Here is a 25,216-nt window from a genome sequence, read left to right as displayed (position 1 = left end):
AATGCGAGATGGAGCAGGAAAGGTCTCGACGTCCTCCTGTGCCTTATTGCACGGCATCTTTCGTGACCTGGATTTCCGGCGGGATCGTCATCTGATTTGCATCCAAGCGAGCGCGCGCCAGCGTTTCGATCCTCTGGCGACGGTCCGGATGGCGTTTGAGGAACTGGGCGTGGCGCTCGTCCGCCCGTGCTTTCTGCGCAAACATATGGACCATCTCAAATTTGGTCTGAACGCTAGGTCGGAGCAAAATGCAGCTGCCGAAAATTAGCCTTCAAAATCAGGCGCTTATAGGAAAATCAGGGAAATGGCGGTGAGAGAGGGATTCGAACCCTCGATACGGTTTCCCGTATACACGCGTTCCAGGCGTGCGCCTTCAACCACTCGGCCACCTCACCCATGTTCGAATCATGCAAGATCATCGGCTGAAGCATGAACGCCTCAGCGGCTTCGATCTCGATGCGGGTCATCCCGGAAGAAGCGCCCCGGGCCCCGGTTTCGGGCCCGTCTTCGAACGGCGGGGGAATATGACAGAATGGCCGCGTCTTCAAGCCCCGATTTCAAAGCGGCAGGGTCCGGGCCTTCGGGAGACAGCCCGCAGCGCGGCCGGACAGGGTGGTTCAAGGCATTGCGGCGGGCGGAGGTCTCGCAATCAAACTGATTGGCCAATGCGCTGCCAAGCAGGCGCGTCGGCCCGTCTTCACGTCCGGTCGGGCGGCGAGGCGTCGGTCCCTCTTGCCGCGTCGCGGCCCTCCTCAAGCTCCTTGACGATGTCGGCAAAGCCGCGAAAGAGTTTTTGCATCCGCGCGATCGCAGCATCGGTCTCGTCGCTGCCGGTGAGCGCCGAGCCGCCTTTTGAAAGCTCTGCCTCAAGCGCCGAGACCCGTTTTTCCAGCGCGCGGATGCGCGCGTTCGAAGCGGCTTGATCGCGCGGGCCGGCAGCGTTCCCACAGGTCAGGGCATCCGCGACGACCCGGCAGGGCGAAAGCTCGCCCGTGGCCGTGTCGAGCCGTGCGACGGCGCCGTCGATCCGTACGATCTCGTATCGGCCGGGTTCAAGCTGCGGGTCGGTCTCGCTCAGCCCGGACTGGGCGCTCGCCCTGCCTGCCATGCCAAGTGCAAGCAGGCACAAGCAGCTGATCGTCGCCGCAAGCGCGGAAAGGTTGCGGGTCTTCGTCATCGTCTTTCTCCTGCCAGAGGCGACTGGCGACAGGGCGTGGCGGCCCGCCGAGAGCTTCGCCGGAACAGGAGAAAAAGCTGGCAGCCTTCGGTGGCTTGTATATGACGGCGCGGCCGGAATTGATTTTCTCCAGATTGTTTGGCACCGATCTCTTCATGAACCAGACAATCTATAAAATTCTGCCAAGAGCGCTTTGGGAAGAGGCCAGGGCCAGCGGGCGGCTCGACGGCGCGCCGGTCGATCATGCCGACGGCTTCATCCACTTCTCGACCAGTGCGCAGGTGCGCGAGACGGCGGCCCGTCACTTCGCCGGCCAGGACGATCTCCTGCTTCTGGCGGTCGATCCCGCGCCGCTCGGCGACAGGTTGAAATACGAACAATCGCGTGGCGGTGCGCTGTTTCCCCATCTGTACGCGAGTCTGCCGGTCGAGGCGGTGCTGTGGGTCGAGGAACTGCCCATCGGGCCGGACGGACATCACCTGTTTCCCGGAGCGATGCGGTGAGGAACCGATGGGGCCGGCACCGGCGATGATGCCATGAGCGTTCTTTACAGGCTGGCGCGGCCGGCGCTGTTTCGGCTCGAGGCCGAACGCGCCCACGAACTGTCGCTGACGGCGCTGAAGCGTGGGCTCGTCCGCGATCTCGACATTCCGGTGGATGGAAGGCTGCATGTCGAGGTCGCCGGCATCCGCTTTCCCAATCCGCTCGGCCTTGCGGCAGGCTACGACAAGAATGCCGAGGTGCCCGACGAGGCCTTGCGGCTTGGCTTCGGCTTTGCCGAGGTCGGCACGCTGACGCCGAAGCCGCAGGAGGGAAATCCGCGCCCGCGTATCTTTCGCCTGCCGAAGGCGCGCGGCGTGATCAATCGTCTCGGCTTCAACAATGACGGCCATGCCGACGCATCGGAGCGGCTGGCGGCAAGGACGGGCAAGCCCGGCATCGTCGGCGTCAATATCGGCGCCAACAAGGATTCGCAGGACCGGATCGCCGACTATGTCGAGGGCGTCAACGTCTTCGAGGGCTTCGCCAGCTATCTGACCATCAACATCTCCTCGCCCAACACGCCCGGGCTGCGCGCCCTTCAGGGGGGCGACGACCTCGATCGCCTGCTGAAGGCGGTGGTTGCCGCGCGCAACGGCTATGCGGCGATGATGGCGAGCCCGCGCAAGCCGATCTTCGTCAAGGTCGCGCCCGATCTCGACGAGGACCAGATCGAGGAAATCGCCGATGCGGCGAGACATCGCGCGGTGGACGGCCTGATCGTCGGCAACACGACGCTTGCCCGCGACGGCGTTGAAAACCACCCGCTGGCGGCCGAGGCCGGCGGCCTGTCGGGCCGGCCGCTGATGCGCCGCTCGACCTGGGTGCTCGCCCGCTTCCGCCGGGCCGTCGGGCCGGACTTTCCGCTGATCGGCGTCGGCGGCGTCGAGGACGCGCGCACTGCGGTCATGAAGATCGAGGCCGGGGCCGATCTCATCCAGCTTTATACCGGCCTCGTTTATGGCGGCCCGCATCTGCCGGCGCGGATCCTCAAGGGGATGCTGAGGCTCCTCGACATGGGCGACATCGCCGACATCGCCTCGCTTCGCGACCGCAGGGTCGACGATCTCCTGGCCGGGCCGCCGCCGGCCTGACCTGTCGCCGCGTCAGTGTTTGCGCCGAACCGCAGGGGTCGGATGGGCATCGATCGCGGCGGCAAGCAGCAGCGCGAGCGTTGCGGCGTTGAGAACGTGCCAAATCATGTGGGTGCCGAGCGGCCAGACCTCGCAGATCGGCTGGTCGAAGATGCGAAAACACAAAGAGACCAGGAACGTCGCTCCGGCCGAGATGACGAGCGCGCCGGCCGTATTGTGCCGGGCGAGGAGAAGGCTTCCGATCGCGAGCATCGCCAAGAGCGCTGGAATGTAGCCGGCCGAAGACCCGACGATTGTGGCAAAGACCGGCTGGGCAAGGAACGAGGCGCCGAAAAAGGCGACCGTCCCGGCCCCTGCGGCGAGCTTCGACAGGCCGAAGAAGCGTGTGAGCGCCAGGGCGAAATAGGCATAGATGAACAGCGCGATGGGGATCACGTCGGCAAGGCTCGCCCAACGGGTGGCGACGGTGTGGAAGGTGAAGGAACCGACGCCGATCACGGCGACGAGACAACACAGCACGAATGCCGGGCGGTCCTTGCCGCCGCGCATCTTCCAGAGGCTGAGCCCGATCAGCGCCGCGGCGATGAAGGCGACGTTGGACAAAGCGTTGAGCGGTTCTGCCCAGAAGGCCGGGCTGACACGCTCGCAATAGGCGTCGATCGAATCGGTCCAGTTCATGATCGCGGCCGTTCAGACAGTCACGGGGAAGGCTTGGGACACGGAGGGCACTACCGGCAATCGCGGCATGAGACGGCCGTGCCTGAACGCCACGACTGTAAGCTTCCGCCCGCGCCAGCTGCCGCGCTGGACGCCTCTGTGGCGGCCGTCAGCGCGCCTTGAGGCCGGAAAATTCCTGGAATGGCAACCGAGCGCTCAAGAAGCCCTGCCTTGCCCGAAGCCGATGCCTCGATCGCACCGGATCGATCGCCCGGCGCGTCGTCGTAGAAGAGCATGCCGACCCCTCGCATTGTTGGCGCCGAAAACGCCGCTGTCCCCGATCTATCTCCTAGCCGGCTTGGCGCGCCACGCCAACAATAGATCTAGGGTGGTAGAGCATGGGAATGGCAATCTGTGTAACGGATAGTAAGTATAAATTATGAGCCGCCCTGCCATCCGCCGAAGATGGGCGAATATAGCTGCAACGGTTGGGGAGTATCCCGGTAAGTGACGAGAATTTCTGCTTTTGCCCGAAGAAACAGACCGCCGTGATACACCAACTTTCAGTTGTGTGAGCGTATGTCTGGGTCGTTGGTGGCGCCGGGAACGAGGCAGTTGGCGAAAAACGTCGTCGTCGCCGGCCAGTCGGAGAAAACACCGATGACGCCGACGTCTTTGGCCAGGGTCTCGAGAAGACGGAGCATGTCGCCGTCACTGTCCACGACCCGCGAAATCGTCTGGTAGTACCAGCCGCCACCGGTGGCGAGCGGGCCGGAGCGCTCGAGCGACCAGGCGATGATATCGAGACCGGCCCGTCCGGCCTCCTTGGCATAGGCCGAGGGGACGATCGCGCCGTTTTCGCCGGGCGTCACCAGCATCCACAAGGGCGGTGCGATGATCCTGACGCCGGCCTCGGCGAGTTCGGCCATGGTTGGCTCGAAACTTTTCGGCTTCAACGGATCGAACCCCCACGGCAATCTGTTGCGGCCATCGAGATAGACGGCCTGCCGGCCGAATTCGGGGTGATTCGCGATCCAGTATCGGATGTCGTCGAGCCGGAACGACTGGGGGTAGACGTCCGAAGCCGGCACGCCGGCGGCCTCGTAGTCCGCGATCATCTGGTCGGCGTAGTCCTCCTGGGTGTAGTCGCCCTCGTATGGCATCGCGACTTCGGGGGTTTTCAGTTCGGGCGTGAATTTGCGGCCGAGGGACTTGATGAGTTCGATGTAGCCCTTGTGGCTCATCACCTCTGCGGGCGCGTAGAGCGTCGTGCGCCATGGGGCGTTGCCGCCCTGATAGGCGAGCGGCGTCGTCGCCGCCGTGTCGGCCGAATCCATCTTGGCGTTCAGCGTCATGAATTGCGCGAGCGTCAGGTCGGACGTGCAGCATCTGGCGCTGGCCTGCCGGCCGCTCGATGCATCGGCCGGCGTAAAGGGCTCTGTGCATTGCGCCGCAAGGTCGGGCCGCATCAGGATATCGGTCGTTGTGTGCAGATCGCATTGGGAGTGCCGGCAGACGAGCTCCCGGTCCCTGGTGAAGGCGACGTCGCATTCGATGATGCCGGCGCCCATGCGCGCCGCGGCCAGATAGGACTGGCGCGAATGCTCGGGAAATTGCAGCGGCGCGCCGCGATGGCCGATCGACCAGTCGGTCGGTTTCATCGGCTGGCCGATGCAGGCCGAGAGCTTTTTCTTCAAGGGGCCGTCCTTCAGCGCATCGACGAGCGCCAGAGGGCGCACGCCGACAAAGGCGGTCTCAGCCGTTGCCGGCGGCCCGTCACCGGTCTGTGCAGCGGCGTTGCCGCCGATCGAGGCGAGAGCGGCCATGAGGATGACGGCGCGGGTCGGTCGGGGCATGAGGCGTCTCCGGACGATGAAGCAAGGATTGCCCCAGCCTAGCCGATGACTGCAACCTTCGGGCGACAAAGGCGCGTGTTCCGGTCGGCTGACCTGCGGCCCCTTGAGCGCCGTGGCTTTCGCCCCGGCGAGCCTGCATCTTGCCTCGGAAAGGAAGTCTGCCAGATCAATGATCCGGAACGCCAGATTGCAGTGATGGCAGGGGAGTGCGCGACATGAGTTCAAGCGAGGCGTCAAAGCAGGCCGAGCGCGACGACACCGGTGAACGCTCGCTGCGCCTCGTGCCCGCGCTGATCGGCATCGCCCTCCTCGTCGTGCTTCTGTTTCTGCCGGCGCCCGTGGGGCTTTCGATCGAAGCCTGGCGCGTCGTGGCCGTCGCCTGTCTGATGATCGTCTGGTGGATCACCGAGGCGGTCCCGGTTCCCGCCACGGCGCTCGTGCCGCTGGTGCTGTTTCCGCTGCTCGGGGCGGTCGAGATGGAAGCGGCCGCCGCTCCCTATGCCGATCCCATCATCTTTCTGTTCATGGGCGGCTTCATGCTCGCGGCCGCGATGGAGAAATGGAACCTGCACCGCCGGGTCGCCCTCAATATCGTCGCCAGAACCGGCTCGCGCCAGCACATGGTCGTCGCCGGTTTCATGCTGGCGACGGCGTTCCTGTCGATGTGGGTCTCGAACACGGCGACGACCGTCATGATGCTGCCGATCGCGCTGTCCGTCGCCACGCTTCTGGAAGGCGAGACCGGATCAGGCGAGGACATCGGCAAGTTTCCGCTCGCCCTGCTTCTCGGCGTTGCCTATGCCGCCTCGATCGGCGGTGTGGCGACGCTGATCGGAACGCCGCCCAACGCGCTGCTTGCCGGCAGTCTCAGCCAGCAATATGGCTACGACCTCGGCTTCGGCCGCTGGATGCTCCTCGGCGTGCCGGTGGCGGTCGTCATGCTCGCCATCTCGTGGCTGCTCCTGACGCGCCTCCTCGTTCGGCTCGACCGCAGCGAGATCGAGGGGGCGTCCGATCTGATCGCCAGGCGGATCGCCGATCTCGGAGCCATGTCGCAGGCCGAGAAGGTCGTCGCGGTGGTCTTCGTCTCGGCCGCGCTTCTGTGGATCGCGCGATCCTTCCTCGACGACTACGTGCCGGGCCTCGACGACGCCGGCATCGCCATCGGGGCGGCGCTGATTCTCTTCCTGATTCCCGCAGGCGACGGCAAAGGCGAAGGTTCCGGTGCCGGCAAGGGGAAGGCGGTTCTCGACTGGAAGAGCGCTGCCGACCTTCCCTGGGGCGTCCTGCTTCTGTTCGGCGGCGGCTTGAGCCTTGCCAAGGCCGTTTCCAGCACGGGTCTCGACAAGTGGATCGGGGAAGCGCTCGGAAGTTTTGCCAGCGCCATCCCCTTGATCGGCCTCGTTCTCGTCGTCGCGCTGGTCATCTTGCTGCTGACCGAGTTCACGTCCAACACCGCGACGGCGGCGACCTTTCTGCCGCTGGTTGCCGCGCTGTCGCTCGATCTTGGCGAAAACCCGCTGATGCTCAGCGTGCCGGCCGCGCTCGCGGCCTCGATGGCGTTCATGCTGCCGGTTGCCACGCCGCCCAACGCGCTGGTCTTCGCGTCGGGCAAGGTGACGATCCCGCAAATGGTGCGCTATGGTGGCTTTCATAATCTGGCAGCTCTCATCGTCATTTCGACGCTCGGCTATCTGACGATGACGACGCTGTTCGGTGTGACGGTCGGGGAACTGCCCGAATGGGCGTCAGGCGGTGGGAGCGGCGAAGCGGCCCAGCCAAAATGACCATGGTTTCGCGATCACCGGGAGGAACGGCGTGATCTGAAACCGGATCTGCGGGAGGCAAGCATGATGTCTGGCAAGGCAGGCCTTTCGGTCATCGGTGCTTTCGCCGCCTTCGCCGGGCTCGGCCCGGCGCTTGCCGGCCAGGGCGATGGCATAGGCGCGCGCGGTGCGGCGAAAGCCGTCGCGGTCGCAAAATTCGACTACAAGGACACGTCCGGGGAAATCCGTGACCAGTCGGCCGAGCATGAAGCGCGGCTGAGCGCCTTTCGCGCCGGCATCGAGGCGGGTCTGACGGCCGGAGACGAGGCCCTCTCAGTGGTTTCGCTCGACTGTGTCGATCGATCGGCCTGCAGCCTCGGCACCTTGCGGCCGCAGCGTCTGCTGGCTCTGGCGAAAGATGCGGGTGCGAACTATCTGGTCTTCGGCGAGATCCACAAGATGAGCACGCTGGTCGGTTTCGGGCGGATCGACGTCCTCGACGTGGCTCGGGACCAGCTCGTCTTCGAGCGGACCATCTCGTTTCGCGGCGACAGCGACGAGGCTTTCAGAAGGGCGGCCGAGTTCGTCGTGCGCGACATCCTGCGGAGTTTGAACGAGACGGGAGCGATCGCGCAATCAGCCGGACCTGGCCGCGAGCCGGCCCGTCCCTGAGCCATGCCGCCGGCGCGCGTTTGCCAAGCGAGCCAGCGCTTGGCGCCCGGCCCGGCCATGGGAGCTTTGTGAAATCGGAGATTGGCGGTTCGATTTTCGCGACAAAACCATTGAACGGCGAGAATTCGCTCACCATCTTTTTGTCATCGGTAACAAAAGAGAGGCTGCTCTCCCGCGATGCTTGTCGTCGCGGCCATTTTCAAAAGGAACGTGACTGCGATGTCTTCACAAGCTTTGATTCGTCCTGCTTGGACGCCGGTGACGATCGCCGTGATGGTGGGCGGCTTCTTCGTCTGGTGGCCGGTCGGCCTCGCCATGCTCGCCTACATCCTGTGGGGCGAGCGCCTCGAGGGTTTCAAGCGGGACGTCAACTCTACGACGGACAAGGTCATGAACAGCATGAAACGCACCGGCTTCAAGCAGCCCTTCGCCGCCGAGCGCACCGGCAACGTCGCTTTCGACGACTGGCGCGAGGCCGAGCTGTCGCGCCTCGATGAAGAGCGCCGCAAGCTCAACGAGGCGGCAACCGAGTTCGAGGCCTATGCCCGCGAACTGCGCCGGGCCAAGGACCAGGAAGAGTTCGATCGCTTCATGCGCGATCGCCGCTCCCGCGAAACGGCGCGCGGCAATGACGGCCCGATCGTCGACGGCCATCCGGCCTGAGCCAGCCGGACGCGCTTTGGCTTCACAGGTCGAGGCCGGGCGGTTGCCCGAAGGCGGTCGCCTGAAAACGGTTGATTGATTTGAGCGGCGGCGTTCCTCGGGGTGCCGCCGCTTGGCGTTGTGCGATACGATCGCTCATCCATGATGTCCATGACGGAACGCTAAGACCGGATCGCCTGTCGCTTGATGCCATCGCTCCTGCGCCGCAAGCTAGAACCTCCGCTCCCCGAGGCGATCGACATCGCCGGCGGGCGGCTTCCTCTGACGGTCCGTCAGAACCCCCGCGCCAAGCGGATGATCATGCGCATCGCGCCGGGGGGCGGCGCGCTGGTCGTGACCGTGCCGAGGGGCATGTCCAACCGCAAGGTCCGCGAGTTTCTCGATCGTCATCGCGGCTGGGTCGAAGAGCGGGTGTCGCGGGCGCCCGATCGCGTCGTCATCGCGCCGGGGGCGATCATCCCCATTCGCGGCGAGCCGACGCTGCTCACCCATCGCGGCGGCCGGCAGGTGACGCGGCTGGAGCCGCACGCGGACGACGCGCCATCCGGCGAGATCGCCGCTCCAGGCGTCCGGCAACAGCTTCTCGTCGGCGGCGCGCCGGAGCATTTTTCGCGAAGGGTCCTCGATTATCTGCGCCGGGAAGCGCGGCGGGATCTGGAAGCGGCGGTGAAGATCCACGCCGCCGCCGTCGCGCTCGAGCCGCGCGCCATCACCATCAAGGACACGACCAGCCGCTGGGGCTCCTGCACCGCCGACCGCCGGCTCGCCTTTTCCTGGCGCATCATCATGGCGCCGCCTGCGGTCCTCGACTATCTCGCCGCCCACGAGGTCGCGCATTTTCGCGAGATGAACCACGGGCCGAAATTCTGGGCGCTGTGCCACAAGCTCTGCCCGGAGACGGAGGCGGGGAAGCTCTGGCTGAAGCGCAACGGGTCAGGGCTCCATGCGGTCGGGGTCGGCTGATTTCAGGCCGGCAGATGCGATGGCCTGAGACGCGTTTTGAAAAGGGCCTCCTGACGAGGCCCCTTCATGCCTTGTTCAGTCTGTCACGCGGCCAGCGAATAGCCTGAATTGCCGCCGTCCTTGGCGTGGATCTTGATCGGCTGTGTTTCGGCCGTCGGCACGCTGCGCTGGGACAACGTGTCGATGCCGTCGCGAAACGGAAGATTGAGCTTCTCGATCGCCATCTGCCGGATCAGGGTTTCGGCGGTGCTGTCGATTTCAACCTCGCCGCGCTCCCACCGCCCGATCGACTGCTTGTCGCGATGAACCACGGTAGCAAGCTCCGCCTGGGTCAGACCCATTTCGCTACGAAGGTAGCGCAGTTCCGGACCACTCATGCCCTTCTCATGAGAAACGATACCGATCGCGATGACCCGGTGCAGTTCATTGATCGCAGGGATCGTGATGACCTCGTCGCCCTCGTCGTCGCGCTCGATCAGAATGCCTTCGATGAAGACATTGTCGAGGCCGCTCTCGGTGTAGTGATGGGTCGTCATTATCATTCTCCTATGATCGAACCCGATCGTGTCTCGAACTCGTCGAGCCACATGACCGTTACGATCGTCAAAAGGCATCCTGCTCTATCCGGAATTGCCACAACCCCGATCGACCGCGCGCCACTGTTCGGCGTCTTGCCTTCCATTCGGTAGCGATTGTAACCAGCTCTCGTGGCGGGTTCCGATGGTTGATGCACGAAGCCATATTTCAGCGCGTACAGCACATCAGAATTGATCAACCCTCGTTCAGACAGCCGCTCTTTGGCATGCAGCTTATATGTGAGCGAAAGGCGATCAGATCGTGCGATTTCACGGATTGCATATGTCGCCTCCTTCGGTGTCCAAGCCACGGCGAGATCCCTATTCCACGCTTGTCATCGGCCAGTCTCGCCACAGCACGCAGCGATACATATATCACGGTGATACATCTGGGTAGCCATTGATTGCTGAACAGTGGTGCGAGGTGGAAGAAAAATCCCGATGTGAACCTATTCGGGCGGCCCTGTCATCGCATGGTTACATTCCAAGCCGGTGTCCCTGGATTCTGGAGATATGCTCGGCCTTACAGCCTGATACGGTCGTTTGGACATGGCGTTCGCGCAGGAGGTATGGTCATGTGTTGCGCTGCTGGCAGCGGCCGCTCTCATCGAGCATTGGAAGCGATCTCTCGACATCCCCCGGTTTTGATGCCACTTCCACCCGCATGAAACCCGACGTCAAAATCTGCGGTCTTTCCACGCCCGCGACCCTTCGGGCGGCGCTGGAGCGGGGGGCGAGCCACATCGGCTTCGTCTCTTTCGCCAAGAGCCCCCGCCATCTCGACACGGCGCCGATGGCCGAGCTGGCGCGCCTCGTCGCAGGCCGGGCCGGGACGGTCATCGTCACCGTGAACCCCGACGACGATCTGATCGCGCGGCTCTCCGAGGAGGTGAGGCCGGACTGGCTGCAGCTCCATGGCAAGGAGACGCCTCAGCGTGTCGCCGAGGTCAAGGCGCGGACGGGGCTGAAGGTGATGAAGGCGCTGCCGGTGTCGGATGCCCGCGATCTCGACGCCATCGCCGCCTATCGCGGCGTCGCCGATCGCATCCTGCTGGATTCCAAACGGCCGAAGGGCTCCAACCTGCCGGGCGGCAACGGCGTTTCCTTCGACTGGACGCTTCTCACTGCCCTTGACCCCGATCTGTCCTACATGCTTTCCGGTGGGATCGACGCCGCGAACGTCGCCGAGGCGCTGGCGATCGCGCGCCCATCCGGCATCGACGTCTCTTCCGGCGTCGAAAGCGCGCCGGGCGTGAAGGACGTCGGCCGCATCCATGCATTCTTCGACGCGATCGAGCGGGCCACCGCCGCCGGTTGAGCCAGAAAGGCCAGAACCCCGTGAACCAGCAACTGCCCAATTCCTTCCGTGCCGGCCCCGACGAAGAGGGTCGCTTCGGCCTGTTCGGCGGGCGCTTCGTCGCCGAAACGCTGATGCCGCTGATCCTCGATCTGCAGGAGCACTGGAACGCGGCGCGCAAAGACCCGGAGTTCAAGGCCGAGCTCGACGGGCTGAACAGGCACTATATCGGCCGGCCGTCGCCGCTCTATTACGCCGAGCGGCTCACGGAAGAACTCGGCGGCGCGAAGATCTATTTCAAGCGCGACGAGCTGAACCACACCGGTTCGCACAAGATCAACAACTGCGTCGGCCAGATCCTGCTCGCCCGCAAGATGGGCAAGACCCGGATCATCGCCGAGACCGGCGCCGGCCAGCACGGCGTCGCGACGGCGACGGTCTGTGCCCGCTTCGGCCTGCCCTGCGTCGTCTATATGGGCGCGACCGACGTCGAACGGCAGGCGCCCAACGTCTTCCGCATGAAGCTGCTGGGCGCCGAGGTCATCCCGGTCACCGCCGGCCATGGCACGCTGAAGGATGCCATGAACGAGGCGCTGCGCGACTGGGTGACGAATGTCGATTCCACCTACTACCTGATCGGCACGGCCGCCGGCCCGCATCCCTATCCGGAGCTCGTGCGCGAATTCCAGTCGGTGATCGGCAAGGAGACCCGCGAGCAGATGATGGCGGCCGAGGGCCGCCTGCCGGACATGCTGGTCGCGGCCGTCGGCGGCGGGTCGAACGCCATCGGCCTGTTCCACCCCTTCCTCGACGACAAGGACGTTTCGATCGTCGGCGTCGAGGCGGGCGGCAAGGGCCTCGAGGGCGAGGAGCATTGCGCCTCGCTGACCGCCGGCGCGCCCGGCGTTCTCCACGGCAACCGCACCTATCTCCTTCAAAATTCCGACGGCCAGATCAAGGAAGGCCATTCGATCTCGGCCGGCCTCGACTATCCGGGCATCGGCCCGGAGCATAGCTGGCTGAAGGATACCCGCCGCGTCGAATACGTCCCGATCATGGATCAGGAGGCGCTTGCGGCCTTCCAGATGCTGACCCGCACCGAAGGCATCATCCCGGCGCTGGAGCCGGCCCATGCGCTGGCCGAGGTGATCAAGCGTGCGCCGAAGATGGACCGTGACCAGATCATCGTGATGAATCTGTGCGGCCGCGGCGACAAGGACGTGCACACGGTGGCCAAGCATCTCGGGATGGAGATCTAGGAACTCCGGGACGAGGCGCGGGGATGAGGGATCGACCATATCCCCGCCGAAGCGAAGGAAATGTCTCGATGGCGTCAGGTGAATTTTCCATTTCGGTCGAGCCCGATGTGAAGGCGGCTCTCGAAACAGAGGCGCGCTTATCCAACGCGACCGAAGCCCAGATCGCTGAACAGGCGATCACGCAGTATCTTGCCGGTCGAAAACTGAAACGCGAAGCCGTGCGTCACGGCCTGAAGGAGGCCGAAAAGGGGGTATTCGTCTCGCATGAGGCGGTTACGAACTGGGTCGAAAGCTGGGGGACGGCGGACGAGTTGCCACCTCCGGAGCCGGACGTCTTCTTCCGGCGATGAAAATCGTCTTCCTTCCGCGTGCACGCGATGACCTCGGCTGGTTTCGCCGGTACTACGAACAGGTCTTCCCGGACGGCGCCGTTCGCGCTCGCGCTCAGTTTGCGAAGACCATGCGGACGATTCAGGACTATCCGCTCTCCGGTCGGCCCGGAGAGGAAGACACCCGTGAGATCGTCGTTGGACGAACACCGTTCATTTTTGTCTACGTCCTCCGTGAGGATCGACTCGAGATCATTCGCATATGGGATCAGCGAGCCGAACGATCTGCCGACTGGCCATAGAACGCCGGAGACAACCGGCCGGGAGCCCTTTCCATGACCGAAATCGTCGAAATCCACGTCGCCTGCCCCTCGCTGCTCGACGCGCGCGAGATCTCCCACAAGCTGCTCGACGACAAGCTTGCCGCCTGCTGCAACATTCCGGCCAAGGAGATGGACAGCCGCTTCTGGTGGAAGGGCAAGCAGGAACGCCAGGACGAATGGCTGCTGATCGCCAAGACGCGGGCCGATCTCTTCGACGCCTGCGCAGCGTCGATCCGCGAGACCCATCCCTACGAGACGCCGGCGATCTTCGGCTTCAGGGTCGATTTCGTCGACGAGGCGACGGCAGCGTGGCTGGATGAATCCTGCCGGCCGGGCTGAGCGTCGAAAGGGTTTGGCGGTCCGTTGTGTCAGGAGCGATCGTCTCCTCGACATGCGGCTGGTGGCTTCGTGCTTGGCAGGGGCTTGCCGGATGGCGTAAGGATCGCGGCCAACGTCTCATGACAGAATTCCCGCGCCTGGCGATCGCTGCCGCCGGGACGCCCCGATCTGAAAGCTATTTATGACGACCCGCATCGAAGCCCGTTTCGCTCGCCTCAAAGAGGAAGGCCGCCCCGCCCTCGTGACCTTCGTCATGGCCGGCGATCCCGATCACGAGACGGCTCTGAAGATCGTTGAGGCCCTGCCTGCCGCAGGTGCCGACGTGATCGAGCTCGGCATGCCGTTTTCCGATCCCATGGCCGACGGCCCTTCGATCCAGAAGGCGGGCCTGCGGGCCCTGAAAGCCGGCGCCAGCATGCAGAGGACGCTCTCTCTGGTGAAGGATTTCCGAAAGGGCGACGGCGACACCCCGATCATCCTGATGGGCTATTTCAACCCGATCTACATCTATGGCGTCGAAGCCTTCGTGAAGGATGCGCTCGAGGCCGGCGTCGACGGGCTGATCGTCGTCGATCTGCCGCCGGAGATGGATGACGAGCTCTGCCTGCCGGCCCTTGACGCCGGGCTGAACTTCATCCGTCTGGCAACGCCCACCACCGACGACAAGCGCCTGCCGGCCGTCCTGAAGAACACCTCCGGCTTCGTCTACTACGTCTCGATCACCGGTATCACCGGCTCGGCCGCGCCCGATGCCGGCAAGGTCGCGGCGGCGGTTTCGCGGATCAAGCGTCACACCGACCTGCCAGTCTGCGTCGGCTTCGGCGTGCGCACCGCCGAACAGGCGGCCGAGATCGGCGGGAATGCCGATGGCGTCGTCGTCGGCTCGGCGCTGGTCTCGGCGATCGAGGCGTCGAGCGAAAAGGGCGGCGGCGATGCCGCGCTGAAGGCGGTCACCGACATCGTGGCAAGTCTGGCCGAGGGCGTGCGTTCGGCTCGCCTTGCCAAGCCCTGAGCGGACGGCCATCTCTTGGGGCAAAGCCCCAGATTTTCGACAGAAATGCGAAAGACAGATTTTCCGTGAACTGGATCACCAACTACGTCCGTCCCAAGATCTCCAGCCTGCTTGCGGCGCGCCAGGTGCCGGAAAACCTCTGGATCAAGTGTCCCGAGACCGGCGAAATGGTCTTCCACAAGGATCTGGAGGCCAATCAGTGGGTGGTGCCGACCTCAGGCTTTCACATGCGCATCCGCGCCAAGGACCGCCTCGGTCACTTTTTCGACGATGGCGCCTACGAACTCGTCGATCTTCCGACGGCCGCCGTCGATCCGCTGAAGTTCCGTGATCAGAAACGCTACGTGGACCGGCTGAAGGAAAATCGTGCCAAGGCGGAGATGGACGATTCCGTTCTCGTCGCCAAGGGCGCGATCGAAGCCTTGCCGATCGTTGCGACGGTACAGGATTTCGCCTTCATGGGCGGCTCGCTCGGCATGGCGGCCGGCGAGGCGATCATCAAGGGTTTCGAGACTGCGATCGCCGAGAAGCGGCCGCTGGTCCTGTTTTCGGCGTCCGGCGGCGCGCGCATGCAGGAAGGCATCCTCTCATTGATGCAGCTGCCGCGTACGACGGCCATGGTCGAGATGCTGAAGGAGGCGGGGCTTCCCTACATCGTCGTCCTGACCAATCCGACGGCCGGCGGCGTCTCGGCTTCCTACGCCATGCTGGGCGACGTGCATATCGCCGAGCCGGGAGCGGTGATCGGCTTTGCCGGCGCTCGTGTCATCGAGCAGACCATCCGCGAGAAACTGCCGGACGGCTTCCAGCGCGCCGAATATCTGATGGAGCACGGTATGGTCGACATGGTCGTGCCGCGTCATCAGCTGAAAGGCCGCATCGCGACGCTGCTGAAGCTTTTGATGAAAGCGCCTGCGCAGGATGACGGCGGGCTGGCCGATGGTGCTGCGGGCCCGTCCGTTTCTGCCCCGTCAGAGACGGACGGCGAGAAGGACAAGCCCGAAGACGCCGAGCGGCCGCCAGTCGTCTGACGGGAACGTTTTGCATCCGGCAAAGGGTTGGCGTAACACCCGGCGATGACCACGACTTCACTCGCCGCGGCCGAAATAGACACCCTTCTCGGTCGCCATCCCAAGGGCTTCGACCTGTCGCTTGACCGCATCCTGCGGCTGCTTGCAGCGCTGGGCGATCCGCACCTGGCGTTGCCGCCGACGATCCATGTCGCGGGCACCAACGGCAAGGGTTCGGTCACGGCCTTTGCCCGGGCGATTCTCGAGGCCGACGGTCGCGCCGTCCACACCCACACCTCGCCACATCTCGTGAATTGGCACGAGCGCTATCGTCTTGCCGAGGCGAGTGGCCGCTCCCGTCTCGTCGAAGACGCGATCCTCGCCGAGGCGGTGCAGCGCGCGGCAAAGGCCAATCAGGGTCAGCCGATCACCGTCTTCGAGATCCTGACCGCCGTCACCTTCATGCTGTTCTCGGAGCATCCGGCGGATGTCGCGGTGGTCGAGGTCGGCCTTGGCGGCCGCTTCGACGCGACCAACGTAATGCCGAAGCCGGCCGTCAGCGTGATCACGCCGATCTCGCTCGATCACCAGTCGTTCCTCGGCGACCGGGTCGAGCTCATCGCGGCGGAAAAGGGCGGCATCATCAAGCCGGGGGTCCCCGTCGTGATCGGCCAGCAGACCGAGGAGGTGGCGCTCGAGGTCCTGACCAGCATCGCCGACCGGGTGGGGGCGCCCGTTCTCGCCTATGGCGAGGATTTCTTTGCCTATGAGGAGCACGGCCGGATGGTCTATCAGGACGATCACGGCCTGCTCGATCTGCCGCTGCCGCGCCTGCCTGGCCGCCATCAGATCGTCAATGCCGCGACGGCCATCGCGGCCCTGCGCAAAGGGCCGTTCCCGCCTTCCGACGCGGCGGTGGAAAAGGGGCTGGTCAGCACCGACTGGTCCGGGCGCATGCAGCGCATCACCGAGGGACCACTCGTCGATCTTGCCGTTTCCGGCTCGGAGATCTGGATCGATGGCGGCCACAATCCGGGCGCCGGCGTCGCCATCGCCGAGACGCTGGCCGACATGGAAGAGCGGGTGCAGCGGCCGCTCTTTCTCATAACGGGCATGATCAACACCAAGGAGCCGGTCGGGTTCTTCGCCGCTTTTGCGGGAATGGCGCGCCGGGTCTTCACCGTTCCCGTCAATATGACCGAGGCCGGGATCGATCCGGACGAACTCGCGGATGCGGCGATCGAGGCCGGCCTCGACGCGGAGCCCGCGCATTCCGTCGAGGAGGCGATCCGTCTGGTCTCTGCCAACTGGCAGGTGACGCCCGCGCCGCGCTTCCTGATCTGCGGATCGCTCTATCTCGTCGGCGAGGTGCTCGGGCGCAACGGGATGACGCCTCTGTAGATCCTGCGACCGGCGGCGCTGGCGGTCTTTGTTCGGCTGGGCCGGACGACATCATGGGTCAGTTCAAGAGGTCGTCGCTCGTCTGTGCGGCTTCGCTGCGCCTTTTCCGGCGGCGTTTGGCGAGCGCGACGGCGCCATGGGCGCCGCCGCCGCAGGCCCAGCCGAGAACGAAGCCGCCAAGCGCCAGGATGACGCCGTCGCCGGTCGCCGGAATGGCCGGGCGGTAGTCGCCGGCGGCGCGCGAGACGACGGACCAGTCGGGATCGGCTGCCGCCTCGAATGGCCGCAAGAGCGGCGAGGTCGCGGTCAGGGATTGGTATCTGCGTTCGAGCGATCGATAGCGATCGCGGTTTTCCTCCGCGTCGCTGCCCTGGCGTATCGCGACCTCGTCATCGTTGCGCTTCAGTCGCTCGATCGCCTGATCCGGCGTCAGCTTGGAGACCGCCGCGCCTTCCTCAAACCGCCGGACGACCGCGCGCATTTCGTCCGCCGCACCGCCGAGGCGCTGCAGATATTGCTGGGTGAACTCGGCCGACTGGCTGAACAGGAGGCCGCCGAACAGCGCGGCGACGACCCGGGCGAGAAATGCGCTCAGACGGTTCTCCTTCTCGGCCTCACCTGGTTGCGGCAATCCCGGCGCGAGGCCGGATCATCATCGGCGTCTCCCGGCGCCCGGCTGCCCGGCTCGCGCGGAGGCAGGCGCGGATCGGTCTTCGCCCGGTCAGCATGGCATCTCGCAGCTGATATAGAAAAAGGCCCGCGCTTGTCGCGCAGGCCCCTTGATCGCCATGACGATTTCGGTGCGGATTATGCCGCGCCCTTGATCCAGTCGACCAGCTTCGATTTCGACTGGGCGCCGACCTGAACCGCCGCCGGCTCGCCGTTCTTGAACAAAAGCAGCGTCGGGATCGAGCGCACGCCGAACTTTGCGGCGAGATCGGGGTTCTCGTCGATATTGACCTTGGCGACCTCGATGTCGGTCATTTCCTCGGAGATCTCCTCCAGGCTCGGTCCGATCATCTTGCACGGCCCGCACCACTCGGCCCAGAAGTCGACGACAACCGGCTTCTGGCTTTCGAGGACGTCGGCAGTGAAACTCTGGCTATCGACTTTCTTGGTGGCCATGCTCGGCTCCTGTTTGACGTTTCGGTCGAAAGGTAGCCTCGCAGGCATAGCAATTCAAGGAAGGGGACGGGTCGGCGAACGCGGTGTTTTCACTTTGAAGACGGCGTGCTGCCGTAGCGTGAACCAGATCGGCGCGCAGCACGGGCTTTCGGCGAAGGATGCGCCGGACCAGTCGTTGCGCTGGGTGGCGCCGTCGGCAGAAAACGGCCCCATTCGCGTCGGTAATACGTCTTGTTCGTCGGAGCTGCGGACATCCCGAATCGCTCTGGCGCGCGCTCTTCGCGTATTGGCTGCGCAGTCCTCGCAGGACGTCGATCAATAGCCCCTCGTCCGGCCGTTCGTCCGACAGGGATCAAGGCCGGTTTTCGAGGATCGGGATCGCCGTCTTGAGCGTTATGCGAGGTGGCCGGGATCAGCCCCGCTCGGGCTCCAATCGCTGCATTTCTGTGTTAGACCTCGGAAGGTAATCAACGCGCATGTGGAATTCTTGATGATCGATAAGATGTATTCATCAACCTTCAGTTTTGATGAGTTTTTTGATTCTGAATTCTACAAAAATGAGCTCGATCGGCATGGATTATCTGCGGCAGGCTCGCTTTTCGATCATTACATGCATGAGGGCTGGCGGAAGGGATTGAACCCGTCGGCGGTCTTCGACACCCATTACTACCGCAACAGCAACGATGACGTGCGCGAGGTCGACGTCAATCCGCTCGACCATTTTATCCGTTGGGGCCAGTTCGAAGGCCGCAAGAGTCGGCCGCAAGACGACGTCAACCGTATCCTGTCCGAGCTTGGGCGAACAGTGTTCGACCTTTTGTCGCCCCATGCCGAGAGGGAGTTCTATTTCAGGCAGACCGGGCACGAGTTCGCGCATACCGTCGATCCGGTCCTCCATTACTTTGCGTGGGGCCATCAGCTCGGGATTTCGATTTCCCCGAAATTCGACCCGCAATTTTACCGGGACACGAATTACGACATTCGTCACTACGGCATCGAGCCGCTGATTCACTACGCGGAATATGGCTGGCGGGAAGGCCGGCTTTCGGCAAAGGACACCCGGCTGGTTCCCGTTGCTCCGGAATTTGCCGAGCGCGCGGAGCGCGTGCGTTCATCGATCGATCCGAAACGATATTACGAGCAGCTGCCCTATCTGAAGGACACCACGGTCGATCCGGCGCTGCACTACATCCTCTTTGGCGATCGGCACGGGTTGGATCCGAATGACGGGTTTTCCGTGCACTTCTACCGGTCGAAATATCCCGATCGGCATGGTGTGCTGACGACCCTCGAACGGCATCTGGCCTATCGCGGGCGCGACCCTCGCATCACGACGCCGACGAGCGGCCCGCGTCTGCGCTCGGCCAAGGCGTCGCCGCAGGCTCTGGCGATTCACGAAAAGGCGGAAGGCTTGCGGGCGTGGAGCGATCCGCAGACACCCGACGTCTATGTGCTGATTCCGATCTACAAGGGATATGACGAAACGCTGTCGTCCATCCGCGCGGCGGCCGTCGCCAAGACCGTTCGGCCGTTCAAGATCGCGGTGCTCGACGACTGCTCGCCCGACGCCGAGCTCTCCGAGGCGGCGGCGCGGCTGTGCGCGGAAATCGGCGCCTTGTACCACCGCCACGAAACCAATCGCGGCTTCGTCGGGAACATCAATTTCGGCTTCGAGACCGTCGAGCGGATCGGCGCCTCGCACGTCATCCTCCTCAACGCGGACACGGTCGTTCATGATTTCTGGATCGACCTGATGCTGGCGCGCCTCGAGCGGGAGACCGACGTCGCGACGATCACGCCGCTGTCGAACAATGCCACGATCCTGAGCTATCCGGTCTTCTGCTCCGACAACAATTACGAGCTCGAGATCGATCACGCGGCACTTGCCGGGCTTGCGCGCGAAAGCTCCGTCAATTCCGTCGAGCTGATCACCGGGGTCGGCTTCGCGATGCTGATTTCGCAGGAAGCGCTGCGCCAGCTCGGCCATCTCGACGAGACCGCCTTCAAGCGCGGCTACGGGGAGGAGGTGGACTTTTGCCAGCGCGCCAGACAGGCGGGCTTGCGAAACATCTGCGCGCCCGATGTCTTCGTCACCCATCTCGGCGCGGTTTCCTTCGCCGAGCTGCATGTCGAACATCACTCTTACGCGCAACGGGTCCTCGGCGAGCGCTATCCGACGTATCATCTGGCGGTTCAGGACTTCATCCACGGCGATCCCATGCTTCCCGCGCGCCGCGAGCTGGATATGGCGCGCCTCGTCCATGCGATCGGCGACGCAAAATTCATGCTGTCGATCGAGCACAAGCTCGGCGGCGGAATCGGCCACTATGTCGAAGAGTTCCGGAACCTCGGCTTCAGCTCCGGGCAGAGCCTCGTCTGTGTCAGCGTCGAGACGGAGAGCCATTGCTCGATCAGGCTGTTCCAGCCGACGGGGGAGCTGTCGCTCCCCAATCTCGGCCTCGTGCATTTCGACGATCTGGAAGGCCTCATGGCCCGGCTGCAAGGTCTTGCGACCTGCCAGGGCGTCGTCTTCAACTCGATGATGGGGGCGGGAACGGCCCTTCGCCAGCTTCTGTCGAACAGCTGCGCGCAATCGTCCAAGCCGCTCGTCACCGTCGTCCACGACTATTCGTTCATCTGCCCGAGAGCCAATCTCGTCAATGCGATCAACGAGTTCTGCGGCGGCGAGCAGGAGAACTCGGTGTGCCGGGACTGCATCCACAAATACCGGCCGCAGATGTCGATCGAGATGGCCGAATGGAAGCGCGTGCATCGCGCCATCCTCGATGCAAGCCGGACGATCATCCTGCCGAACCCGGAGGTCGCGCGATATTTCGGCGAGGGGTTCCTCGATCCCTCGCGCGTCGTCGTCCGGCAGCATTTCGAGCCCGATCTGATGTCCGTTGCGCCCGCCGCACGGCCGGCGATGGCGGCCGGTCGCAAGCGGCGGCTGGCCCTGATCGGCGCGCTCGGCCCGCATAAGGGCTCGCGGCTCGTCGTCGCCCTGCGCGACACGATCGAAACGCTCGGACTTGATCTCGAATTGCACGTCGTCGGTTATCTGGATTTCCAGGACGTCGGCAACGGAACATCCTGCTTCGTACACGGGCTTTACGCCGACGACGAGGAGGCGCTGGGTCTGTTGCGAGAGATCGAGCCGGACGCGGCGCTCAGCCTGTCGATCTGGCCCGAAACCTACTGCTATTCGCTGTCGCTCGCCATGGCGCTCGAAATTCCGACCTTCGGGTTCGATATCGGCGCTCAGGGCGAGAGGCTGCGGCGTTACGAGAGAGGCCTCTTGCTCGATCCTTCGATGAAGGACCGGATCGTCGAACTCGCCCGGCTTCTCGACGACAGGGACCTTGCGACGATCTGGCAAAAGCCGGTGAACCGGAGCCAGCATTTCGCCTCCTACGCTTCGATCGGCGACTATCTCGCCCATGACGAGCACGAAGAGGCGATCTGACCGATTGTGGGCTCCGTCTTCGGGCCAGGGCAAAATCTGTAGATTGTTCCAAAGCGCTGGGCGAGAATCAGGGCCGCCATCTGGGCGGCGCGCCGTCCTGACGCCGGCTTGGCGTCCGCTCTGCCCTGTCTTTCTGCCGGGCAGCGCGGATAGTGGATGCGAGTTGAGCGGTTCGGACGTCTCGTGCGGCGATCGGGCCGTCTACGACGCATTCCGATCGCAGAACCGGCGCGTCATGGCGCCGTCAGCGGCCGGATGGTTTCTCAAATCTGAAAGAGAAGTGCGAATGGTGGGCGTGACAGGGATTGAACCTGTGACCCCTTCGATGTCAACGAAGTGCTCTCCCGCTGAGCTACACGCCCATTCGACGGAGGGTCGTAGACCACATCAGCGCGCGCGGCGTCAATAGGGGAATTTGGCGTTTTTCGAAACATTTGCGACGCCGCCGCAAAGCCCGGAGCTGAGGAAGGCGGGAGATCGCCGAGCACCGCGACGCGGCTGCATGGCAGCCGCGTTCGAGCCGACGACCGCACCCTCGCGGGCCCGGCATCCAAGGCCCCACGCGGGCCCGTCAGGCCGCGTCTTCGAGAATCTTGCCAACCTCTTCGACCAGCTCGCGCAGGTGGAACGGCTTCGACAGGATCTTGGCGTTCTTCGGAGCCTTCGAATCAGGATTGAGAGCGACGGCGGCAAAGCCGGTGATGAACATCACCTTCAGATCCGGATCGAGTTCGGTCGCGCGGCGAGCGAGCTCGATGCCGTCCATCTCCGGCATGACGATATCGGTCAGAAGCAGCGAGAACGGCTCTTCGCGCAGACGCTCGTAGGCGCTGCCGCCATTGTCGAACGCTACCACCTCGTATCCGGCGCGCTCCAGCGCCTTCGCCAGGAACCGGCGCATGTCGTTATCGTCTTCAGCAAGTAGTATCTTCGTCATTCCCAACATCCGAATGAGCCTGGGGAGGCCGCCTCGGCCATCACCCCAATCTTACACGAAATTCATACCAGATCGGTCCAATATTTTCTAAAAGGAATTGGCGCAATTGGGCCTACGGCCCTAGTTTGTCGATACATGCGGCGAGAGAGGGACGTTTGACGAAAATTCCGACACTCAAGACCAGCGATGGCCTGGTGCCGGCCTTCGAGATCATCGAGCCGAGCGAGCCGACGATCCCTTTCGTGTTCTGCTCGCCCCACAGTGGGCGGGATTATCCGAGCGAACTCATGGCGGCGACGCGGCTGGGACGTGAGGCAATTCGTCGCTCCGAGGACATCTTCGTCGACGATCTGTTCGCCTTCGTTCCGAGCTTCGGCGCGCCTATGCTGCGAGCGCGCTTTCCCCGGGCCTATCTCGACGTGAACCGCGAACCCTTCGAACTCGATCCGAAAATGTTCAGCGATGCCCTGCCGGGATTCGTCAATTCGGCCTCGCTGCGGGTCGCGGGCGGTCTCGGCACGGTGCCGCGGATCGTTGCGGAGAACGAGGAGATCTATCGCGGCATGATGCCGGTGGCTTCCGCGATGCGGCGGATCGATGCGATCTACCGGCCGTTCCATCAGGCGCTCGAAACCCTGCTGGCCCGGACCCGAGCGGAATTCGGCTTCGCCATCCTCATCGACTGCCACTCGATGCCGTCGAGTGTCCGGGCGCTTCCGGGCGGCCGGCGCCCCGACATCGTCATCGGCGATCGCTATGGCACCAGCGCATCGAGCCGCTTCGTGGCGATGGCGACCTCGCAGCTGACAACCTTCGGCTTCGACGTGGCCCGCAACAAGCCCTATGCCGGCGGCTACATCACCGAGAATTACGGCCGCCCCGGCCATGGCTTCCATGCCATCCAGATTGAGATCAATCGCGGTCTTTATGCCGATGAAAGCACCTTCCGCCCGCATCGCGGTTTCCTGCGGCTGAAGGAACAGCTGACACGTTTCGTGGAAGGGTTTGCAGCGGACGTCGCCGCCGAAAGCCAATCGCGTCCGGCTGCCGCCGAATGACGCGCGGAAATGGTGTGAACGGCTTCATGGCGACCGGCGCGAGGCTCTGATGACGCAACGGCCGGATTGCGGCCAAAAAAAACCGCACTGCTTGGAAACAGCGCGGCCTTGAGTCTAGGGAGGAAACGCCCATAAGGGCAGCGGCACGGATGCCGCACCGCAAAAGCTATGTTGCGCTGCCAAATATGTCAACACTCTTGACCGACTTTCGGGAGGGGTGTCATCACAGTTTCGTGAAATGGAATGCGGTATGCTGTCGCAGTCGCCGCGAAAGGGAGCCTGGCCATGCCGATGAGCGAGCCGGATGCATCGTTCCTGATCGAGCTCGCCGAAGCCGCCGATCGTGAGACCCTGCCGCGGTTTCGGGCCGGCGGCGGCGTCGACAACAAGCTCAAGGGGGCCGATTTCGACCCGGTGACCGAGGGTGACAGGGCGGCCGAGCGGGCGATCCGGGCGCTGATTGCCCAGCGCTTTCCCGACCATGCGATCCTCGGCGAGGAATATGGCGAGACCGGCTCGGGCGAGCGTCAGTGGATCATCGATCCGATCGACGGGACGAGAGCCTTCATCACCGGGATTCCGGTGTGGGGAACGCTGATCGGGCACTATGTCGGCGGGCGCGCGGCGCTCGGGATCATGTCGCAGCCCTTCACGCGTGAGCGCTTCTATGCCGATGGGAGCGGCGCCTTCTGGAAGCGGGGCGAAGATGAGGCGCGACCCCTCGCCACCCGCAAGACCGGGACGATCGCCGCCGCGACGCTGTTTTCGACCTCGCCCCGGCTGTTTTCGGGGCCGCTCCTCGAAGGCTTCGAGGAACTCGAAGCCAAGGCGCGCCTGACCCGCTTTGGCACCGACTGCTACGCCTTCGCCATGCTGGCCGCGGGCCACGTCGATCTCGTCGTCGAAAGCGGGCTGAAACCCTACGACATCGCCGCCCTCATCGCATTGATCGAGCAGGCCGGCGGCGTCGTCACGACGGTCTCGGGCGAGAGGGCCGAACAGGGCGGTGACGTCGTCGCGGCCGCGACGCCGGAACTTCATGCCGCTGCCTGCGGCATCCTTTCGGGCGCATGAAGCGGCGGCCACGGTCGCTCGCCGGTCAACGATCGGCGCTCGCGGGTCCATCGACGGGCAGCAGCGCCGCGCCGGTCCTGGCCGGATGAAGCCTCGCCCTATTCGATCTCGCCCATTTCCGTCAGCACCTCATTGGCGGCCTTGAAGGCATCGAGGCCCGCCGGGATGCCGCAATAGACGGTGGCATGCAGGAGCACCTCGCGGATTTCCTCGGCGGTGACGCCGTTGTTGACCGCGCCGCGCACATGCAGCTTGACCTCGGCCGCGCGGTTCAGCGCCGTCAGCATGGCCAGATTGAGCATGCTTCTGGTTTTCAGGTCGAGCGTATCGCGGCCCCAGGCATAGCCCCAGCACCACTCGGTGGTGATCTTCTGGAACGCCATCATGAAGTCGTTGGCCGAAGCCATCGACGTGTCGACATAGTCGGGACCGAGTACCTGGCGCCGCAGAGCGAGACCCTCGTCGAACAGGGTTTTCATGGTCTTGTCGTCGGTTGTCATGATCGCGTATCCTGGTTCTACGGGAAGAGGGCAGGCGGCAGGGCCGCACCATCGCCATCGTCGCATAAAGGCGGGCGAAGACGCGCGGGAAAAGCGCGGGGGCCTCTTTTCGAAGCCGTCGGG

At 64.2% G+C, this 25,216-nt stretch carries 27 protein-coding genes and 2 tRNA genes; 17 read left to right on the top strand and 12 right to left on the bottom strand.

What is annotated here, in order from left to right:
- Positions 1 to 43: 43 nt before the first annotated feature.
- The 3 genes from J6595_RS12180 to J6595_RS12170 all read right to left on the bottom strand — a co-directional run bounded on the left by J6595_RS12180 (position 44) and on the right by J6595_RS12170 (position 1,177).
- Complete coding sequence (locus J6595_RS12180; protein WP_209594834.1) at positions 44 to 205, bottom strand: hypothetical protein; 162 nt, start codon at positions 203 to 205, stop codon at positions 44 to 46.
- A gap of 100 nt (positions 206 to 305) precedes the next feature.
- A tRNA-Ser gene (locus J6595_RS12175) sits at positions 306 to 395 on the bottom strand.
- A 302-nt stretch (positions 396 to 697) separates the two neighbouring features.
- Entirely contained in the window at positions 698 to 1,177 is a 480-nt protein-coding gene (locus J6595_RS12170) for a hypothetical protein (RefSeq protein WP_209594833.1), read from the bottom strand.
- 155 nt (positions 1,178 to 1,332) lie between these two features.
- On the opposite strand from J6595_RS12170, the gene J6595_RS12165 reads away from it, so the two are divergent.
- Both J6595_RS12165 and J6595_RS12160 read left to right on the top strand, forming a co-directional pair.
- Positions 1,333 to 1,680, top strand: a complete 348-nt coding sequence (locus J6595_RS12165) for a DUF952 domain-containing protein (protein ID WP_209594832.1) — start codon at positions 1,333 to 1,335, stop codon at positions 1,678 to 1,680.
- 33 nt (positions 1,681 to 1,713) lie between these two features.
- Positions 1,714 to 2,811 (top strand): quinone-dependent dihydroorotate dehydrogenase, encoded by a 1,098-nt coding sequence (locus J6595_RS12160; RefSeq protein WP_209594831.1) that lies wholly within the window; start codon positions 1,714 to 1,716, stop codon positions 2,809 to 2,811.
- Positions 2,812 to 2,823: 12 nt separating this feature from the next.
- On the opposite strand, the gene J6595_RS12155 is transcribed toward J6595_RS12160, so the two are convergent.
- The gene (locus tag J6595_RS12155; RefSeq protein ID WP_209594830.1) at positions 2,824 to 3,489 is read right to left on the bottom strand and encodes a ceramidase domain-containing protein; all 666 of its coding nucleotides are present in this window, start codon (positions 3,487 to 3,489) and stop codon (positions 2,824 to 2,826) included.
- A 542-nt stretch (positions 3,490 to 4,031) separates the two neighbouring features.
- On the bottom strand, positions 4,032 to 5,294 hold the full coding sequence (locus J6595_RS12150; RefSeq protein WP_209594988.1) for a glycerophosphodiester phosphodiesterase family protein: 1,263 nt from the start codon (positions 5,292 to 5,294) through the stop codon (positions 4,032 to 4,034).
- A 245-nt stretch (positions 5,295 to 5,539) separates the two neighbouring features.
- Here J6595_RS12150 and J6595_RS12145 point away from each other — a divergent pair, with 245 nt between their 5' ends.
- The 4 genes from J6595_RS12145 to J6595_RS12130 all read left to right on the top strand — a co-directional run bounded on the left by J6595_RS12145 (position 5,540) and on the right by J6595_RS12130 (position 9,388).
- Positions 5,540 to 7,111, top strand: a complete 1,572-nt coding sequence (locus tag J6595_RS12145; protein WP_209594829.1) for an SLC13 family permease — start codon at positions 5,540 to 5,542, stop codon at positions 7,109 to 7,111.
- 63 nt (positions 7,112 to 7,174) lie between these two features.
- Entirely contained in the window at positions 7,175 to 7,762 is a 588-nt protein-coding gene (locus J6595_RS12140; protein ID WP_209594828.1) for a DUF2380 domain-containing protein, read from the top strand.
- Positions 7,763 to 7,981: 219 nt separating this feature from the next.
- Positions 7,982 to 8,425, top strand: a complete 444-nt coding sequence (locus tag J6595_RS12135) for a DUF2852 domain-containing protein (protein WP_209594827.1) — start codon at positions 7,982 to 7,984, stop codon at positions 8,423 to 8,425.
- 186 nt (positions 8,426 to 8,611) lie between these two features.
- Positions 8,612 to 9,388, top strand: coding sequence for a M48 family metallopeptidase (locus J6595_RS12130; RefSeq protein WP_209594826.1), 777 nt, complete (start codon positions 8,612 to 8,614; stop codon positions 9,386 to 9,388).
- An 83-nt stretch (positions 9,389 to 9,471) separates the two neighbouring features.
- Here J6595_RS12130 and J6595_RS12125 read toward each other — a convergent pair whose 3' ends face one another.
- Together J6595_RS12125 and J6595_RS22960 are read right to left on the bottom strand one after the other, a co-directional pair.
- Positions 9,472 to 10,002 (bottom strand): helix-turn-helix domain-containing protein, encoded by a 531-nt coding sequence (locus tag J6595_RS12125; protein WP_245198260.1) that lies wholly within the window; start codon positions 10,000 to 10,002, stop codon positions 9,472 to 9,474.
- On the bottom strand, positions 9,927 to 10,148 hold the full coding sequence (locus J6595_RS22960; protein ID WP_425342151.1) for a hypothetical protein: 222 nt from the start codon (positions 10,146 to 10,148) through the stop codon (positions 9,927 to 9,929). The genes J6595_RS12125 and J6595_RS22960 overlap by 76 nt, the downstream gene beginning before the upstream one ends.
- Positions 10,149 to 10,627: 479 nt before the next feature.
- On the opposite strand from J6595_RS22960, the gene J6595_RS12115 reads away from it, so the two are divergent.
- The 8 genes from J6595_RS12115 (at position 10,628) to J6595_RS12080 (ending at position 16,933) form a co-directional block, all read left to right on the top strand.
- Positions 10,628 to 11,281 carry a phosphoribosylanthranilate isomerase gene (locus J6595_RS12115; protein WP_209594824.1) on the top strand — a complete coding sequence of 218 codons (654 nt, stop codon included), beginning with the start codon at positions 10,628 to 10,630 and terminating at the stop codon, positions 11,279 to 11,281.
- Positions 11,282 to 11,301: 20 nt separating this feature from the next.
- The gene (gene trpB, locus J6595_RS12110; protein WP_209594823.1) at positions 11,302 to 12,519 is read left to right on the top strand and encodes a tryptophan synthase subunit beta; all 1,218 of its coding nucleotides are present in this window, start codon (positions 11,302 to 11,304) and stop codon (positions 12,517 to 12,519) included.
- Positions 12,520 to 12,587: 68 nt separating this feature from the next.
- Positions 12,588 to 12,869 (top strand): CopG family ribbon-helix-helix protein, encoded by a 282-nt coding sequence (locus tag J6595_RS12105; protein ID WP_209594999.1) that lies wholly within the window; start codon positions 12,588 to 12,590, stop codon positions 12,867 to 12,869.
- Positions 12,866 to 13,150: a type II toxin-antitoxin system RelE/ParE family toxin gene (locus tag J6595_RS12100; protein ID WP_209594822.1), complete on the top strand. Its 285-nt coding sequence runs from the start codon at positions 12,866 to 12,868 to the stop codon at positions 13,148 to 13,150. Before J6595_RS12105 ends, J6595_RS12100 begins: the two co-directional genes overlap by 4 nt.
- Positions 13,151 to 13,183: 33 nt before the next feature.
- Entirely contained in the window at positions 13,184 to 13,510 is a 327-nt protein-coding gene (gene cutA, locus J6595_RS12095) for a divalent-cation tolerance protein CutA (protein WP_209594821.1), read from the top strand.
- Between the two features lie 181 nt (positions 13,511 to 13,691).
- Positions 13,692 to 14,522, top strand: a complete 831-nt coding sequence (gene trpA / locus J6595_RS12090) for a tryptophan synthase subunit alpha (RefSeq protein WP_209594820.1) — start codon at positions 13,692 to 13,694, stop codon at positions 14,520 to 14,522.
- Between the two features lie 65 nt (positions 14,523 to 14,587).
- Entirely contained in the window at positions 14,588 to 15,553 is a 966-nt protein-coding gene (gene accD / locus J6595_RS12085; RefSeq protein ID WP_209594819.1) for an acetyl-CoA carboxylase, carboxyltransferase subunit beta, read from the top strand.
- A 45-nt stretch (positions 15,554 to 15,598) separates the two neighbouring features.
- Positions 15,599 to 16,933 (top strand): bifunctional folylpolyglutamate synthase/dihydrofolate synthase, encoded by a 1,335-nt coding sequence (locus J6595_RS12080; RefSeq protein WP_209594818.1) that lies wholly within the window; start codon positions 15,599 to 15,601, stop codon positions 16,931 to 16,933.
- Between the two features lie 58 nt (positions 16,934 to 16,991).
- On the opposite strand, the gene J6595_RS12075 is transcribed toward J6595_RS12080, so the two are convergent.
- Together J6595_RS12075 and trxA are read right to left on the bottom strand one after the other, a co-directional pair.
- Positions 16,992 to 17,564, bottom strand: a complete 573-nt coding sequence (locus J6595_RS12075; RefSeq protein ID WP_209594817.1) for a DUF2937 family protein — start codon at positions 17,562 to 17,564, stop codon at positions 16,992 to 16,994.
- Positions 17,565 to 17,740: 176 nt separating this feature from the next.
- Positions 17,741 to 18,058 carry a thioredoxin gene (trxA, locus tag J6595_RS12070; protein WP_209594816.1) on the bottom strand — a complete coding sequence of 106 codons (318 nt, stop codon included), beginning with the start codon at positions 18,056 to 18,058 and terminating at the stop codon, positions 17,741 to 17,743.
- A gap of 634 nt (positions 18,059 to 18,692) precedes the next feature.
- Between trxA and J6595_RS12065 the strand changes: the two genes are divergently transcribed.
- Positions 18,693 to 21,524 carry a glycosyltransferase gene (locus tag J6595_RS12065; RefSeq protein WP_209594815.1) on the top strand — a complete coding sequence of 944 codons (2,832 nt, stop codon included), beginning with the start codon at positions 18,693 to 18,695 and terminating at the stop codon, positions 21,522 to 21,524.
- Positions 21,525 to 21,811: 287 nt separating this feature from the next.
- On the opposite strand, the gene J6595_RS12060 is transcribed toward J6595_RS12065, so the two are convergent.
- Both J6595_RS12060 and cpdR read right to left on the bottom strand, forming a co-directional pair.
- Positions 21,812 to 21,886, bottom strand: a tRNA-Val gene (locus tag J6595_RS12060).
- A 209-nt stretch (positions 21,887 to 22,095) separates the two neighbouring features.
- A complete protein-coding gene (gene cpdR / locus J6595_RS12055) occupies positions 22,096 to 22,461 on the bottom strand; it encodes a cell cycle two-component system response regulator CpdR (RefSeq protein WP_209594814.1) in 366 nt (121 codons plus the stop codon).
- A gap of 155 nt (positions 22,462 to 22,616) precedes the next feature.
- On the opposite strand from cpdR, the gene J6595_RS12050 reads away from it, so the two are divergent.
- Together J6595_RS12050 and hisN are read left to right on the top strand one after the other, a co-directional pair.
- Positions 22,617 to 23,519, top strand: coding sequence for an N-formylglutamate amidohydrolase (locus J6595_RS12050; protein ID WP_209594813.1), 903 nt, complete (start codon positions 22,617 to 22,619; stop codon positions 23,517 to 23,519).
- A gap of 291 nt (positions 23,520 to 23,810) precedes the next feature.
- Positions 23,811 to 24,593: a histidinol-phosphatase gene (hisN, locus tag J6595_RS12045; protein WP_209594986.1), complete on the top strand. Its 783-nt coding sequence runs from the start codon at positions 23,811 to 23,813 to the stop codon at positions 24,591 to 24,593.
- Positions 24,594 to 24,691: 98 nt separating this feature from the next.
- Here the strand turns inward: hisN and J6595_RS12040 are convergent, their stop codons facing one another.
- Complete coding sequence (locus J6595_RS12040; RefSeq protein ID WP_209594812.1) at positions 24,692 to 25,093, bottom strand: carboxymuconolactone decarboxylase family protein; 402 nt, start codon at positions 25,091 to 25,093, stop codon at positions 24,692 to 24,694.
- Positions 25,094 to 25,216: the final 123 nt, after the last annotated feature.

Origin of the sequence: Jiella mangrovi (genome assembly GCF_017815135.1) — a bacterium.
Classification (GTDB): Bacteria; Pseudomonadota; Alphaproteobacteria; order Rhizobiales; family Rhizobiaceae; genus Jiella; species Jiella mangrovi.
This window is presented reverse-complemented; position numbering and strand designations above follow the sequence as displayed.

Excerpts from the sequence above, each read along its gene's own strand:
- cutA (WP_209594821.1), top strand. The coding sequence starts at position 13,184 with ATGACCGAAATCGTCGAAATCCACGTCGCCTGCCCCTCGCTGCTCGAC.
- J6595_RS12105 (WP_209594999.1), top strand. The coding sequence starts at position 12,588 with ATGGCGTCAGGTGAATTTTCCATTTCGGTCGAGCCCGATGTGAAGGCG.
- J6595_RS12100 (WP_209594822.1), top strand. The coding sequence starts at position 12,866 with ATGAAAATCGTCTTCCTTCCGCGTGCACGCGATGACCTCGGCTGGTTT.
- J6595_RS12145 (WP_209594829.1), top strand. The coding sequence starts at position 5,540 with ATGAGTTCAAGCGAGGCGTCAAAGCAGGCCGAGCGCGACGACACCGGT.
- J6595_RS12170 (WP_209594833.1), bottom strand. The coding sequence starts at position 1,177 with ATGACGAAGACCCGCAACCTTTCCGCGCTTGCGGCGACGATCAGCTGC.
- cpdR (WP_209594814.1), bottom strand. The coding sequence starts at position 22,461 with ATGACGAAGATACTACTTGCTGAAGACGATAACGACATGCGCCGGTTC.
- J6595_RS12080 (WP_209594818.1), top strand. The coding sequence starts at position 15,599 with ATGACCACGACTTCACTCGCCGCGGCCGAAATAGACACCCTTCTCGGT.
- trpA (WP_209594820.1), top strand. The coding sequence starts at position 13,692 with ATGACGACCCGCATCGAAGCCCGTTTCGCTCGCCTCAAAGAGGAAGGC.
- J6595_RS12115 (WP_209594824.1), top strand. The coding sequence starts at position 10,628 with ATGAAACCCGACGTCAAAATCTGCGGTCTTTCCACGCCCGCGACCCTT.
- J6595_RS12150 (WP_209594988.1), bottom strand. The coding sequence starts at position 5,294 with ATGGCCGCTCTCGCCTCGATCGGCGGCAACGCCGCTGCACAGACCGGT.
- J6595_RS12180 (WP_209594834.1), bottom strand. The coding sequence starts at position 205 with ATGTTTGCGCAGAAAGCACGGGCGGACGAGCGCCACGCCCAGTTCCTC.
- J6595_RS12140 (WP_209594828.1), top strand. The coding sequence starts at position 7,175 with ATGATGTCTGGCAAGGCAGGCCTTTCGGTCATCGGTGCTTTCGCCGCC.
- J6595_RS12130 (WP_209594826.1), top strand. The coding sequence starts at position 8,612 with ATGCCATCGCTCCTGCGCCGCAAGCTAGAACCTCCGCTCCCCGAGGCG.
- J6595_RS12160 (WP_209594831.1), top strand. The coding sequence starts at position 1,714 with ATGAGCGTTCTTTACAGGCTGGCGCGGCCGGCGCTGTTTCGGCTCGAG.
- J6595_RS12165 (WP_209594832.1), top strand. The coding sequence starts at position 1,333 with ATGAACCAGACAATCTATAAAATTCTGCCAAGAGCGCTTTGGGAAGAG.
- trxA (WP_209594816.1), bottom strand. The coding sequence starts at position 18,058 with ATGGCCACCAAGAAAGTCGATAGCCAGAGTTTCACTGCCGACGTCCTC.
- J6595_RS12040 (WP_209594812.1), bottom strand. The coding sequence starts at position 25,093 with ATGACAACCGACGACAAGACCATGAAAACCCTGTTCGACGAGGGTCTC.
- J6595_RS12155 (WP_209594830.1), bottom strand. The coding sequence starts at position 3,489 with ATGAACTGGACCGATTCGATCGACGCCTATTGCGAGCGTGTCAGCCCG.
- J6595_RS12135 (WP_209594827.1), top strand. The coding sequence starts at position 7,982 with ATGTCTTCACAAGCTTTGATTCGTCCTGCTTGGACGCCGGTGACGATC.
- J6595_RS12125 (WP_245198260.1), bottom strand. The coding sequence starts at position 10,002 with ATGCCTTTTGACGATCGTAACGGTCATGTGGCTCGACGAGTTCGAGAC.
- hisN (WP_209594986.1), top strand. The coding sequence starts at position 23,811 with ATGAGCGAGCCGGATGCATCGTTCCTGATCGAGCTCGCCGAAGCCGCC.